The sequence below is a fragment of the Desulforamulus ruminis DSM 2154 genome, from assembly GCF_000215085.1.
Lineage (GTDB): Bacteria > Bacillota > Desulfotomaculia > Desulfotomaculales > Desulfotomaculaceae > Desulfotomaculum > Desulfotomaculum ruminis.
In genome coordinates, this window is record NC_015589.1 from 452940 (window position 1) to 467150 (window position 14211).

The window sequence follows — 14211 nt, forward strand, 5'->3', positions numbered from 1 at the left end:
TTTTAAAATCAACTAAATTCTAGGAGGAAATGTGAATGACCTATAGCAAAGGCACCAATGCCAGTACAGCCACCCTTACCAAACTGCGTACCCCGGATAGTCACTGTTCCTTTAGCGGCATGTGCAGCACCTGTTTGGACGGCTGTTCCGGCTTCTGTGAAATCGGCAAATCCGCCGTTCGGGGCAAGGAAATTCTTTATCCCCAGCCCTTTGGCAAAGTAACCTCTGCCTCGCAAAAGGATTACCCGGTGGATTACTCTCACTTTAATATTATGGGAACTGCCGTGGGGGCCAAAGGAATCGAAGCGGATCCGGATAAGGCTATTTTCCCGGCGGTTAATCTGGAAACCTATCTGGGGGCCAAGCAAGATTTAAAACTGACCACGCCCATTGTGGTGGCAGCCATGGGCTCCACCAATGTTGCTTCCGATAACTGGGATCACCTGGCCGCCGGCTGCGCCATTTCCGGCGCGGGGATTGCCATCGGTGAAAACGTGTGCGCCATGGATCCCAACGTAGAAATAAAAAATGGCCGGGTGGTACATTCCCCCAATTTGGCCAGAAGAATTAAGGATTTTCAGGAATGGTCCCAGGGGGCCGGGTTTATTGCGGTTCAAGCCAACGTTGAAGATACCAAACTGGGCGTTCAGGAATATGCGCTGGAAAAACTGGGCGTGGAAGCAGTTGAAATTAAATGGGGCCAGGGTGCCAAGGACATCGGCGGGGAGGTAAAACTAAACTCCCTGGAACGGGCGCTGCAGTTAAAGGGCCGGGGTTATATTGTCCTGCCCAATCCCGAAGATCCCAAAGTTCAGGAGTCTTATCAAGCCGGGGCATTCAAAGAATTTGAACGTCATTCCCGCATTGGCATGGTGAGTGAGGAAGGGTTTGTTAAGCGGGTTGAAGAATTGCGTGCCGGCGGGGCAAAATATGTATTCTTAAAAACCGGTGCTTATCGCCCGGCGGACTTAGCCCGGGCCGTGAAATTCGCCTCTCTGGCGAAGATTGATCTGCTGACGGTGGACGGCGCCGGCGGCGGTACCGGTATGAGCCCCTGGCGGATGATGAATGAGTGGGGAGTACCCACAGTGTACATTCAAGCCCTGTTAACCCAATACTGTGATAAACTGGCTGCCAAAGGGGAGTATGTGCCGCCCGTTGCCATCGCAGGGGGCTTAACCCTGGAGGACCATATGTTTAAAGGTTTTGCCATGAGCGCTCCCTATGTTAAGGTTATTGGCATGGCCCGTTCTCCTTTGGCCGCCGCCATGGTGGGCAAGAATATTGGGGAAATGCTTAAAGCCGGCAAAGTTCCCAGTGAATACAAGAAATATGGCGACAAGCTGGAGCAGATCTTCATTAATGCCGCCACGCTGAAAGAGAAGCTGGGAGATCGTTTTAATGAGCTGCCTGTAGGAGCCATTGGTGTTTACAGCTATTTTGAACGCTTATCCCAGGGACTGCGCCAGTTTATGTGCGGCGCCCGTAAATTCTCCCTGGAATACATTACCCGGGATGATCTGGTGGCATTAACCCCGGAAGCAGCCCAGGTAAGCGGCATCCATTATATTATGGATGCGGATGCCGATGAAGTGGCAAAGATTCTCGGCTAAAGGTCAGCCAATTCCATAGAAGAACTCTAAAGCCTGCAATATCGGTGGTCATTGACATCCGCCGGTATGCAGGCTTTTTTTATGGAACACGGATGATGCGGATATTAAATACAGATTAAAAAATCCCTTCAAAAAGTTTTTCTTAAAGAGATCTTTAGGAACCTTTTAATAACAAAAAAATAATTTATAAAAAGAATTTACCCGAAATCGGCAACAATTGACACATACCCGGGATAAGGTAGAAAGAATGATACAGGCCGTGGAACGGTCTGTATCCGGCATGAAAAGCGGCGGATATTTTAGCCAACAAAGTAAAGCAGAATTTGTTTCAAAATAACAAAAAACAAGACAGCTTCATGGAAAGGATTGTGTGTTACTAAGATGTCTTATGAAAACCTACTTCAGATTATCGGCAACACCCCGGTCATCCGGCTTAATTCATACAGCCGTGAAGGGCTGAAGCTTTATGCCAAGCTGGAAGGAAACAACCCCGGCGGCTCGGTGAAGGACCGGACCGCCAAATATTTAATTGAAAGCGCCGAAAGGCAGGGCCAACTGCATAAAGACAGGATTCTCCTGGAGGCCACCAGCGGCAACACCGGCATTGCCCTGGCCATGATTGCGGCCACCAAGGGATACCGGTTTACCGCGGTGATGCCGGAAAATGCCAGTGTGGAGAGAATCAAGCTGTTAAAGGCCTACGGTGCTGAACTGGTGCTGACCGATGGTGGAAAAGGAACCAACGGCGCCATCGAGGTGGCCCGTCAAATGCTGGAGCAGGATCCCCGCTATTACATGCCCGACCAGTTCAGCAACCCGGCCAATCCCCGGGCTCATTATGAGACCACCGGAAAAGAAGTCATTGACGCGCTGCCCGGCGTTACCGCCCTGGTGGCCGGTATCGGTACCGGCGGCACCATATCCGGAACAGGGAAAAGGCTTAAAGCTTATAATCCCGCCATTGATATTGTTGCCGTTGAGCCGGCGGCGGGGAGCAGGATACAGGGACTGCGAAACATGCAGGCCTATAAACCCCCGGTCTACGACGACTCAGTGGTGGACTATAAACTGGATGTTCCGGACCAAGAAGCCTTTAAACTGGCCAGGGAACTTTACACGAAAGAGGGTCTGGCGGTGGGCATCTCCTGCGGCGCTGCTCTCTGGGGCGCTTTGCAATACGGCAAAAACCTTCAGGAAGGAACCATTGTCATGATCTTTCCGGACCGGGGCGATAAATATTTTAGTACGGAACTGTTTGAATAATCCACTTCCGTCCGCAAAGGACAGACTATGGAGCAGATGTAGCCCGCCCAAAGCAAAGGAAAAGGCCGGATATTGGCTTGAATTTCTGAAATTACTGTAGATAACCCGACTGCCACAGCTTTCGGAGCAGCTCTGGTCTTCCCAATTTTCTGACTGTTTTGGTAGATAACCGAGGTCAAACGGTTCAGTTCATCGTAGGTATAGACTCTATTCTTCCGCTTCGGATGGCATCCTGAAATAATATTATAATAAGTAACAAACTGGTATAGAAAGACCAGGGGTGGTCTCACTAAAAGAGGCAGCTCCTTTGTTTTTTGTTTATGGAAAAAGAAAGAGACAGTTCGCAAAAACCTGCCTCAGCGTGTAAATCTAAACGACCATGAAAAACTTTATATAAGTAATCCTGCGCCCAAAAATGCATCGGTGAGACTACCGAGTGAGATCATGGATCTTCTGGACTTTAAGGTCTTGTCCGCAAAAGCAGAAAAAAGGCAGTGTCACCCATCAACCTGGAAACAAGAGAAAATTGCTTTTGTTTCCTACTCCCAGCCTTTACATATATTTATCCACTCACAATACCCGGAATATTTCTCCAACTCTGGAAGTGTAAGCTCAATGGCGCTATTCCGGCTTCCGCAGGCCGGGAACACCGTTTCAAATCTCTTTAAAGATTCATCCAAATAAACTTTAATATCGTCTTTAATTCCAAAGGGGCAAACACCACCTGCGGGATGTCCAATCATTCCAACAACTTGATCCGGTTTCAGCATAACGGCCTTTGTGTGAAATTGTGCCTTATATTTGGCATTGTCTATTTTCGCGTCACCGGCCATTACGATCAGAATTGCTTGGTCATTTACCAAAAATGACATTGTTTTAGCAATTCTCTTTTCCTCACACTGGAGTGCCCTGGCTGCTTCTTCTACTGTTGCGCTGGATAGGGGAAGTTCCTGTATGCGATCCTCCATATGCCATTTCTTAAAATATTCTCTTACTGCTTCAATTGACATCATGATCCTCCTGACTTAGAGTTTTGGTAGATTTTACTGCATAATAATACAGGCCATATACATGTCGTTGCATATAATATGACCGGAAACAGAAAGGGACATTGCCTTTTGTCAATTCTTTACTGAGGAACGCACTTTTTAGCTACGGCATGCCGTTTGGAGCCGGTAATGGTTCCCGAATTGGGGACTGTCATTCTTGCCCCAGTCCGATTACCTTCTTTTTATGTACCTTGATCAATTTAAAAGGTAATTGTAAGTGCTCCGAATTACCTCGTATCCAGTTTTTTTGGTCTTCACTTAAAGAATCTCCGGATGACTTTACCTCGACAAAGAAAAAATTGTGGTCGTTATAAACAAGTAAATCAGGCCAACCGCAAAACCGATGCCAATAATCACCTGCCAAATAGTTTAGAATTTTAATGATTGCCTTTATAGGCAGAATCTCGACTATTTTTCTTGTAATTTGAATATCATTCTGTCGGTGAGCCCATAAATATTGTCTTAACGGTTCACTGGGTTTAATCCAATGTTCAAATGTCCAGAGCAATTCATCCTTATCATTAGGCAGGGCGTTAAGATGCTCCGCAATTTTACGCGCTCTTCTTTCCGCATATCCACTCGTACCAAAGTCCTCAGGTAAAATTACCCATACAATATCTCCCGGAACTCCTTTATCAAAGGCGTTTCTATCTCCAAACCCAACAGTCCTGTTTCTAGGGTCACTATGATGCTGTATAAGTGACCACATTAAAACACCGAATAAAATATGAAAAGGAACACTTTCTGTGAACAAAACCTTATAGCCTTGTTCTTTAAAATGCTCGGCTACATACTGTTCTACAGAAAAGAGCGCACCATACTTAAAAAGTTTTACTCTACCGGAATTCTGTTTAACGTAACACCCATCAAGGTTTATTATTTCAACACGGTATTTTGTAATTATCTCTTGTTGAGATTCCTCTTGGAAAGTATACTTAGGTGCAACCTGATGTAATTTTTTAATTTCTTCAATTACTTTTTTCTCAATTTCTTTATGCACGTCTTTATATTTGCTTACGGCGACCAACCAATCGATATTGTCTCTGCCATTAAGCCATTCGCCGAAACGTCGAGTCGTTTCGAAAAAGATTTCTCGCCAATAGTAACGGACGATTTTTGTTGTTCTCCCATACCCTTCTGCAACGGGAGTAATCATCTCGGGAAGACCTTTGCATTTATTGCAAACGCGTTTTTGAAATCCGATAGTAACCGGCAGGCGATTCCGCGTACCTAGTTCCTGAGCAAAATCTAATTGATGGGGTAAATACTTAATTGCAAATTCCTGTTCACATTCACACATCATTACTTCCCTACAAGCCTCACACTGATACTTTCTTATAAGCTCATACGGATTGAGGCATATGACTTTTTCATGGTTACAACCCATGAGCCATTCCTCCTAAAATTATAAATAGAAGAGGGTCTTGTCCCAAGTGTTTGCAATGCTCCCTCAAGCTTTCATACTGGCAGGGTGTTGCAAAAACACGTAAACTTCGCTTAATTTATATTGATTTCAACAATAATTTGGTAAATTCCTCTCTAGTCAGGGATAGAAAGGACGTTCCTTTTTTGTCAATTTTCATGCGGGCCAGGCATTCTGCCCGGGTGATACAAAGAATTCAAGAGAAGGAATACTCATCGGTCCACTGCCCCGCAGTTCAAAAACCACTGTATCCGCTGCCGGGGATGTTTTTTCAAATATGTAAAAAGTAACAAGTCGGTATAAAAGGCCGGTCCAATTAGGGATGGCCTTTTATAATCTATCGATTATATTCTTGAAGAAATTGCACTAAGAAGAATGAATTCAATATTATTAATTTTGGATTTCCCTTTGAAATCGATCATAATTTTTATAAAATCCTTCGGTTTCTCAAAATGAAATTCATGACCGGATTTTACATTGATGAATGTGTCGTTCTTTAAAAGAGAATGTGTATGATCCGCATCTTTTTCATCCATGGCTGCCAAGAGGATGCCATTTTTATCATAACTCCAATTGGTGTGTATCAAAACGGACGGACAAGTAATTTTTTTGCCCATTTTGAAAAAACTTTATCCAGTAACAATGTTTAATATAGTAGCTGATAAAATCATCCTTAACACTTTGTTGAAGGAATTGATGCAGGTTAAAATCATATCCACATAAGCAAAAGTATCAGGATTACGTTGGTAAAGCCTTTATTTTTGCATTCCCTATACCTTATGGCGGTGTTGTGGAGACAATGGAAAGGGGAGAGTTCCTTATACCGTAATACTTCAAGGAAAAGGTTCCTGTAAATGAAATGACGATGTCCGTTGAGGAACGGGAGTCACGGCATGTAGTTTAGAGCCGGTAACATTCCAGGATTGCAGGGGATATGGCGGTAGGTTAGCCTTTAAAGCCTGGATGAAGAACGTCCAGGCTTAACCTTTTCACATGGCTGTTGTCATGTACAGAAACATATCAATTTCCTTTGCCAGCCAAGACCCGTAGCCGGGAAGAAGAATTATATTCCAGGCGTTTTCATTACTGGCGTCCTGAATTCCTAGAAAAGCATTGTCATTATTGTCCGGATCAATATAAACTATCAAATCTTTATGCCCCCAGACATTCATTCCTTGGCCGGGGATAAAAGGCTGATAATTCAACCGCATCCAAACATTCTTGCTGCTGACACCTTGATAAAACCACATCTCTTCATTTGGGGAGTTGTATTTTCGCTTTCCTGAATGACCGGAAGCTTTGTTATTTTTCTTTTCTCCGTTTCAGAATGGATGCCGGCGCCACTGCGGGAGGCCAGAAATAACAAACGCTCAATATCGGATACCAGTGCATAATTTTCAATGGTTCTAAGCCGATCCGAAGGATCATTTTTTAAACCCACGCATAGTCCATCTCGTCCCCGCTGGACAACCACATCGTTTAAAATTGACCGTTCGTGCGTTATGTCTTCAGTGCTTTGGGATGATGCGGGGGCTTCAGGTGACGATACGGGCGGTTTATCGGAAATACTTGAAGTATTTGGCCTTTTGCTGCAGGCAGTAACCGATGTCAGGGTAAATATCAGCACCAAAAATAAAGCACATGTTTTTTTCATCATAAATATCATTCTCCCCTGGTCAAGATACGGATTGCAGCAGAACCTTCGTATGAATATTTGACTGGCTAATATTACAGTTGTAAACTACAAATGAAAAATTCTTACGGAGTTGATTGTATGGAAAGCGTTTTAAAAGTATTGGCTTATATAATAAACTGGGTCCATGATTTCGTTATTGGAATTACAAAAGTCTTTGGCTTCAACGCGACGGATAAAGATTTACATTTCTGGTTGCTTGGAATGACTGGCTTGATTATTTTTATAATAACAGATTTTTTGTTTCGGCGTATTTCAAGATGGAACATATCGGTGGTTTCTTTTATTTATACCATGACCCTTTTGCTGGTGATTGCTTTTAGTTTGGAAATTGAGCAGAAGATTACAGGCCGCGGCAATATGGAGTTTGAAGATATTGTCGCTGGACTGTGGGGATTTCTAGCTATATTTGGTGCTTATGCCCTTATTAGAGCAACTTTTTACTATGCCAGAAAGCTGTATAATAAATTTTAGAAGTTTTTTATTACCTTACAGTAAATATTCCAAACCCGCTTTTTATAAAGGATTGGCACAATAGTTTTATCTTTACTTATATAAAACATTCGAGTGGAATTTACACGGAGACGAAATACATTGGAATCTTATGATGAAGCTATAAGCCCTGATTTACACAGTGCTTTTGTCAGAAGGGGCTCCTGACACTTTTTAAGCATAGACCTTCCTTCAAAAGGTCTTTTATAATAAATTGACTATAAAAATTATTAAGATATAATTGAGAATGAGATGCAATATCAATATTTGCTTGACGAGTAATTTAGGGAAGGGAGCAAGAAGATGGCAGGGTCCATGGCCAAACAATATGAAGTGAACAGCTCGGCCCCGGATGTTTCCTGTGTTTGTGAGGGGTTTAACCGGGCCTATAATGAAGGCTGCGGCGCATATAGTTTTCAAATTCCGCAGGAATTGGGCAGCGGCCATTTGAAGCAGTTGTCCGGAGGCCGCAATGCAAGGGTTATGGATTTTGATATCCGACTGGCCCGTCAGGTAGAACTCAATGGTGTTTCAAGGGTACCCCATCTGGATATGCTCTTTTGTCTTGGCGATGATGTGTATTGGGAACTGCCCCAGACGGGCAAAGAATTTGCAATTTTATCCGGTGAAGGCTATATCGGTGCCTGCCGGGAGAACGTGAAAAGGTGTGTTTACCCCGCCCGATGCGACATTCATTTAATTGAAATTAAGATGCCGTTAGAAAAAATAAACGATTTCCTGGGAGAGATTCAGGAAGGCTGCCATTTTTACTGCCATTCTTCAAAAATGGAGCCCTTCGGGAAATTTAGAATAACACCGTCCATCCAGGTTATTTTACAGCAGATGCTGAAATGCCCTTATCAGGCTTCTTTAAAGCGTTTATATATGGAAGGGAAATTGCTGGAGCTTGTAGCCGTATATTTAAATGAAACGGTTTACCAGACGGCAAAGATTCCGCAAAGCCTCCCTTTGTCTTCAGATGATGTGAAAAGCCTTTATAGGGCTAAGGAGATTCTTGATGAGAACCTGGCGCAGCCGCTTCCTTTAAGCCGCCTGGCAAAGCGAGTCTGCCTGAATGAATACAAATTAAAGAAAGGATTTAAAGAATTGTTTGGGGTGCCGGTGTATACTTATGTTTTGGATCAACGGCTGGAGCTGGCAAGATTGCTTTTAGAGGAGAAAAAGCTGCGCGTCAGTGATGTGGCAGGGTTGGTGGGTTACGGAAATATGAGTCATTTCGCCGCAGCTTTCCGAAAGAAATATGGAATCAATCCCAGCGACTACTTAAAGAATGTGAATGCCTGAATTGCATATACGCGGTGTACGCAGTTGTGATACAGATAAAAAGCTTAATGATTGAAAGTAAAAATTTATTTTCTTAATACCGGGAGCAATTAAACTATATATTAGGTAATTTTTATTGACAAAGATACTAGAATCTTGTACATTTATGGTAATGAAAATCATTATCATATAAGAATGATTATGATTTATGTAATCTAAAAATTTCTTAGCAAGAGGGTTTGGATTGCGCGCATTCATTTACTTATAAACCATATAAGGGAGGTGTATATGTCTTTTGTCATAATCAGTTTTATTTTTGGCTCCATAATAGGCAGTTTCCTTAATGTTTTAATCTACCGCTTGCCGCATAAAATGTCGGTAGCCTATCCTTCTTCCCATTGTCCCCTGTGCAAGCATCGTTTAAGGCTGCCCGACCTGTTTCCTCTTCTCAGTTACATAGTGTTCCGGGGCCGCTGCAGGCACTGCGGCGGGAGGATATCCCTCCGGTATCCTGCTGTGGAACTGCTGTGTGCTCTGGGGTTCCTGCTGCTGGCTTATCGTCTTGGACCTGGATGGCATTTTATGGCCATGGCGCTCCTTTATTCTGGACTATTAGCATGTTCCTTTATTGATCTTGATTACAAAATTATACCGGATAAGATCCTTTTGTTTCTAAGCCTGGCTGGGCTGCCGTTAATTCTGGTTCAGCATCACACCGGCGCAGTCCGGTATATAGCGGGGGCTTTGCTGGGAGGACTGCTTCTGTTATTGCCGGCCCTGGTCTCAAGAGGTGGAATGGGCGGAGGGGATATTAAACTGGCAGGGGTTATCGGTTTATATCTGGGCTGGCAGAAAATACTGCTGGTGCTGTTCTCCGCCTCGGTTCTAGCAGCTCTGTCCGGTGCGGCCTGGGTTTTGGTTAAAAAAAAATCTTTTCGTGAATCCATGCCCTTTGGGCCCTTTCTGGCAGCAGGAGCCATGGCTGCGATTCTCTGGGGGGATACCTTGATAAAATGGTATATGGATATGTATTGGCAGTGACGCAGAAGGAAACGGCAGCAGTTAGAAAAAAGCATTGAGAATGAAAAATCATGAAAAGAGGGGGGATACCTTGGCGCATACCAATGAAACTGTGTTAGCAAAAATATATCAGCTTTATGAATCGGTTTTCCGGCACGATGGATTTGGAGAGTTAAGGGTGGAGGTTCGATTGTTAAAGAGGGGACAGAAAGAAATCATTATTCACTGCGGCAAGCAGTACCGCTATGTGGTGGATTACCCCAGCCAGTCAACGGATGAGATGAACTCTGTTTGCAAATAAAAGGGACAGGGTTTGGAAAGTACAAGAAGGAGGTGGTGGAAAAAAGATGAAAACAACAGGCCGGGAGGTGAGGCATATCCAAAGGACGCACCCGCCGGGCCGGGTGCAGGTTGTGAAGCAGGCGCGGGGCCTTGTACGATTTTTATTAATTTTAGGCAAACAACCGAGAAGGAAAGTTCTGTGGGTGAACCCTTCTGAGAAAACAAATTCTTAGAGAGGGGTTTTTATTTTTCTATGGTTAAAAATGTAAAGAGCAGGATTAAAGGCCTGCTGAAGAGCCAGAGCGGTTTTACCTTGATTGAATTGATTATCGTAGTGGGCATCATGGGTTTCCTTGTGGCCATGATCGCTCCCCGGTTAGCCGGTGTTATGAGCGGCGCCGTAGATCAGGTGTGCGACTCCAACCAGACACGCCTGCAGCAGGTGCTGGGTACCTATACCGAAAAAAACAACAACATTCCTGCTGGCTTAACCAACCTGGTCATTGAGGAATCTGCTGGAAACTATGTGGCGATGAATGCGGCTGGTATGGTTGATGATAACGACAAAAGCAACGGGGCGGAGGTATTTTCCTCCGAGTTCATTGGGGGCGTGAAGGCTACACTTCATACATTGAATGCTGCTGAAGCTGAAGAACTTAGAGGTATGGGTATTACAAGTCTGTTTAACTTGAATGTTAGTAAAGCGGTAACAGAATATAACGGTAACGAAATGAGTTGGAATGAGAATATTCCTGACAGCACGGTCGGTTTTATGGCCCCGGCTGAGATTGAAGAAGGCCTAACGGTGATGATGTACGGCGGTGGAAGTACAGATACTGCTGCAAACGCTAGTGCACTTAGTGGTGAACTCCGTCAGCCGGACTTGGCTTACCGTATTATCTTGGGTGTAGGTCCGGAAAGCAATTTGGTAAAAGAGGGATTAATTACTAAGGCCGGTATGTGCCCCGGCGGCTTGCAGCGCAGCGATCACTTTGCCTACAACAACTACAATATTGCATTGCCTAGGTTAGCGGAAACGGTTAAACGTTTACCGGCGACTGAGGTGGAGTTTGAGGACGGCCTTACCGGTCGTACAACGACATTCGAATTTGAGGCCCAGGAGCCTTATCAGGCTACTACCCTTTGCCCGGAAGGTCACACCATTGCCGGGACTGCCGGAGAATGGACGGTCGCTCCTTAAACAAGGAATATAGACTGATTTAAACGGAAGTATGCACAGCATATGAATTTGGGAGGGGGCGTCCCCTCCTAAATTCAAATTAAAATTTTGGAGGGCGGCTTATTGGAAAGTAAGATCCGGGGGCTTGAGCGGTTAGGAAGGTTGGAGTTTAAATACATAATTTTACTGTTTATGGTCTGCCTGTATCCTTTGGCGGTAATTCCCCACTCCTTTGATTTTTATGGTCCCTACCCGGACTATTTTTATGCTCCCCGGTACGTGCTGCTGGGGACCGCAGCCCTGCTGGCCCTGATTGTATTGATAAAGGAGCGGGCAGCTATAAACCACAGGGTGGCATTGCCCCTGGGGGGCTTTGTTTTGTTCGCTCTGACGGCCACTCTGCTGGCGGCCTACCCGGTAACCGCCTGGGTGGGTTCACCCCTGAGATATACCGGTTTCAGCACTTATATTTTTTGCCTAATCCTTTTTCTTTTAGCCTCCCGGGCCAACCGGGAGAAACTACTGCCCTGCATGGCGGCGGCGGCGGCCCTGGTTTCGCTGCTGGCGGTACTGCAGTTGCTGGACCTCAATCTGGTGCCCAGGGAGGACCTGCGCCAGGGGATAACGGCCTACGGCACCTTGGGCACCCCGGATAATGTAGGCACTTACGCCGCCTTTGTGCTGCCGGCGGCCCTCTACCTGTATATCGCCAGGCAGCAATCCCGGTGGTTAACGGTAATTGCGCTGATCTATGGCGGGTTACTGCTGAGCTTCACCTGGGGAGCCTGGATTGGTGCTTTGGCGGGGATGGCGGCAGTGGGTTTATGCTACCGCCGGACCGGCCATAAAGGCCTGTGGCTGCGGTTGGCCGGTCTGCTGCTGATGGTGACTCTGCTTTTTGCCGCAGGGACGGAGGTATGGGATCTTCAGAAACGGGTTGGTGTAGTGAACCCGTGGGAACAGCTTATTGTTATGCAAAATACTGGAAAACTGTTTTTGAGCAGTTGGGAATTTGGCCTTGGGCCGGATCATCTGTTTCACGTAATAAGAATACTGCCCATGGTGCCGCTGCTGGATAAGACGCCCAATCTGTATCTGGAAACGGCCGTCACCCTGGGAGGCTTTGCTCTGGCGGCTTATCTGATTTTCCTGGGCAATATTCTTTGGCGGGGGCGGAAGGATGTGCTGCTGGCTATGATGATTGTCTATCTGGTGCAGGGGCTTTTCTATTCCGAGGGACTGCTTTTAATGCCCCTGTTTTGGATTGTGCTGGGGCTGAGCCAAAACGGCAGGGGTATTGAAAAACCGCAGTCCTAGGAGGGGCGTCATGTTCAAAAGGGTACCTCAATACAAGGAAGCCGGATTTACGCTGCTGGAGCTGATTATCGTGGTGGCCATTTTAGGCTTCCTGGCGGCGATGATTGTTCCCTTTGCCGGGCACCTCAATAAAAGCCAGCGGGTCCAAATGACCCGGGAGAAGCTGGAGTCTATCCGGGAGGCTCTCCTAGGACCGGAAAATACCTATGATTCTCAAGGGCTGAGGGTAATCGGCGGTTATGTGGGGGATCTGGGAGAACTGCCCAAGCTGTACCCTTCCCGATGGGATGATGCTACCAGGGCCTGGGTTTGGGATTCGATGGAGGAAGAAATGTACGGGACGGGCCAACCCCGGGCCCTTTGGGCCGGGGGGACGGCGGGTGAAAGCCCAGGCGCCGGCTGGAAGGGCCCCTATCTTCTCCCTCCCCGAGACCCTTATCCGGAGGATGTCAAAGGACTGAGCTGGAGCCGGATAGAGGAACGACGGCTCATTGAACAGCGGCAGGTAGAAGGGAAACTGAGCGATGCCTGGGGACAGGTGCTTTATTTTATAAAGGAGGGAATGGGTCCCGATGCCAGTTTGCTGATTGTCAGTGCCGGACCAGACGGTAGGATTAGACTGCCCGACGAGGAAACCCCTGGCTATAATGCGGCGGTGGAAGAAAATCAGGACAATATTATCCTGCAGATACGGCATACCGAGTGGGACGAGGGGATTAACCAAAGGTATCTGGGAGAAGAAACACGCCGCCGGCTGGAACGTATCCGGGAAGCGTTGCTGGGACCGGACGATGCCTTTGATCCGGTGGGCCGCCGTCTGGTGGGGGGATACTTGGGCGATGTCGGCCGTTGGCCTCAATTGTGGGAGTGGAGGGAAGGGGATTGGAAGTCGGTGAGTTTCGAAGGGCATGAGGACGGAGAAGAAATTATGGGTCAGCCCCGGGGTCTGTGGATTTGGCATGAAGGAGAGGGGATTGCTGAACCAAATCCCGGTTTTGAGTGGCGCGGTCCTTATCTAACCAAACCCTGGGGTAAGGGCGAGGAGGAAGTTCTGCGGGATGCCTGGGGCACCCCCCTGCGTTTTGCCTTGTCTCCGGAGGGAGACCCCGATACCCTGACGGTTACCAGTGCCGGAGCCGATAAGGATTTTGATGCCGAGGAAGACAATCAGGCATTGCAAATAAAAAGGAATCAATGGTTGGTTGAGGGGATGCAGGTAAGCGGTAGCGTAAAAAATGAGACTCCCAAAAAATATATTTATAATGAAGAGTCCGGCCAATGGGAGCCGGCTCCGGCCGACCAGCAGCCGCCCGATGCAGTATTCAAGATTAAACTCTACTGCCGTCCCGAAGGGGAACCGCTGGAGCTTACTTTGAATGTGCCGGCCGGAGAAAGCCGCTCCTTTGGCCTGACCGGAGAAATGTGCGCGGGCAGGCGTAAAATTGAAACGGAAGTCTCGGAGCCTGTTTTTTCCGAAGTGTTCATCGGGTCCGGCAGAACCCAGTCTCCCCCCGAAGAAAAGCTGGTTTTCATTGTTCAATCGGAATAAGGGCACAACTTTAATACAGGCAGTGAATTGACCGGAGGGATGTTTG

General features: G+C 46.5%; 15 protein-coding genes. 10 read left to right on the forward strand and 5 right to left on the reverse strand.

The window, feature by feature from the left end:
• Positions 1 to 35 precede the first annotated feature (35 nt).
• Together DESRU_RS02285 and DESRU_RS02290 are read left to right on the forward strand one after the other, a co-directional pair.
• Positions 36 to 1613: an FMN-binding glutamate synthase family protein gene (locus tag DESRU_RS02285; RefSeq protein WP_013840510.1), complete on the forward strand. Its 1578-nt coding sequence runs from the start codon at positions 36 to 38 to the stop codon at positions 1611 to 1613.
• 381 nt (positions 1614 to 1994) lie between these two features.
• A complete protein-coding gene (locus DESRU_RS02290; protein WP_013840511.1) occupies positions 1995 to 2876 on the forward strand; it encodes a PLP-dependent cysteine synthase family protein in 882 nt (293 codons plus the stop codon).
• A gap of 539 nt (positions 2877 to 3415) precedes the next feature.
• On the opposite strand, the gene DESRU_RS02295 is transcribed toward DESRU_RS02290, so the two are convergent.
• The 5 genes from DESRU_RS02295 to DESRU_RS02310 all read right to left on the reverse strand — a co-directional run bounded on the left by DESRU_RS02295 (position 3416) and on the right by DESRU_RS02310 (position 7005).
• Positions 3416 to 3886, reverse strand: coding sequence for a YbaK/EbsC family protein (locus DESRU_RS02295; RefSeq protein WP_013840513.1), 471 nt, complete (start codon positions 3884 to 3886; stop codon positions 3416 to 3418).
• Between the two features lie 190 nt (positions 3887 to 4076).
• On the reverse strand, positions 4077 to 5312 hold the full coding sequence (locus DESRU_RS02300) for a VRR-NUC domain-containing protein (protein WP_013840514.1): 1236 nt from the start codon (positions 5310 to 5312) through the stop codon (positions 4077 to 4079).
• 380 nt (positions 5313 to 5692) lie between these two features.
• A complete protein-coding gene (locus tag DESRU_RS20685; RefSeq protein WP_041275262.1) occupies positions 5693 to 5965 on the reverse strand; it encodes a hypothetical protein in 273 nt (90 codons plus the stop codon).
• A gap of 372 nt (positions 5966 to 6337) precedes the next feature.
• On the reverse strand, positions 6338 to 6559 hold the full coding sequence (locus DESRU_RS21225; protein WP_238446347.1) for a hypothetical protein: 222 nt from the start codon (positions 6557 to 6559) through the stop codon (positions 6338 to 6340).
• Entirely contained in the window at positions 6550 to 7005 is a 456-nt protein-coding gene (locus DESRU_RS02310) for a hypothetical protein (RefSeq protein ID WP_238446348.1), read from the reverse strand. The genes DESRU_RS21225 and DESRU_RS02310 overlap by 10 nt, the downstream gene beginning before the upstream one ends.
• 117 nt (positions 7006 to 7122) lie before the next feature.
• Here DESRU_RS02310 and DESRU_RS02315 point away from each other — a divergent pair, with 117 nt between their 5' ends.
• The 8 genes from DESRU_RS02315 to DESRU_RS02345 all read left to right on the forward strand — a co-directional run bounded on the left by DESRU_RS02315 (position 7123) and on the right by DESRU_RS02345 (position 14165).
• Positions 7123 to 7515 carry a hypothetical protein gene (locus DESRU_RS02315; RefSeq protein WP_013840515.1) on the forward strand — a complete coding sequence of 131 codons (393 nt, stop codon included), beginning with the start codon at positions 7123 to 7125 and terminating at the stop codon, positions 7513 to 7515.
• A gap of 321 nt (positions 7516 to 7836) precedes the next feature.
• Positions 7837 to 8838 (forward strand): helix-turn-helix domain-containing protein, encoded by a 1002-nt coding sequence (locus DESRU_RS02320; RefSeq protein ID WP_013840516.1) that lies wholly within the window; start codon positions 7837 to 7839, stop codon positions 8836 to 8838.
• A gap of 267 nt (positions 8839 to 9105) precedes the next feature.
• Positions 9106 to 9858: a prepilin peptidase gene (locus DESRU_RS02325; protein ID WP_013840517.1), complete on the forward strand. Its 753-nt coding sequence runs from the start codon at positions 9106 to 9108 to the stop codon at positions 9856 to 9858.
• 70 nt (positions 9859 to 9928) lie between these two features.
• Positions 9929 to 10138 (forward strand): hypothetical protein, encoded by a 210-nt coding sequence (locus DESRU_RS02330; RefSeq protein WP_013840518.1) that lies wholly within the window; start codon positions 9929 to 9931, stop codon positions 10136 to 10138.
• A 46-nt stretch (positions 10139 to 10184) separates the two neighbouring features.
• Entirely contained in the window at positions 10185 to 10352 is a 168-nt protein-coding gene (locus DESRU_RS20690) for a hypothetical protein (protein WP_013840519.1), read from the forward strand.
• 20 nt (positions 10353 to 10372) lie between these two features.
• Complete coding sequence (locus DESRU_RS02335) at positions 10373 to 11320, forward strand: type II secretion system protein (protein ID WP_013840520.1); 948 nt, start codon at positions 10373 to 10375, stop codon at positions 11318 to 11320.
• Positions 11321 to 11422: 102 nt separating this feature from the next.
• Positions 11423 to 12616, forward strand: a complete 1194-nt coding sequence (locus DESRU_RS02340; protein ID WP_013840521.1) for an O-antigen ligase family protein — start codon at positions 11423 to 11425, stop codon at positions 12614 to 12616.
• A 10-nt stretch (positions 12617 to 12626) separates the two neighbouring features.
• The gene (locus DESRU_RS02345) at positions 12627 to 14165 is read left to right on the forward strand and encodes a type II secretion system protein (RefSeq protein WP_013840522.1); all 1539 of its coding nucleotides are present in this window, start codon (positions 12627 to 12629) and stop codon (positions 14163 to 14165) included.
• The last annotated feature ends 46 nt before the right edge of the window (positions 14166 to 14211 follow it).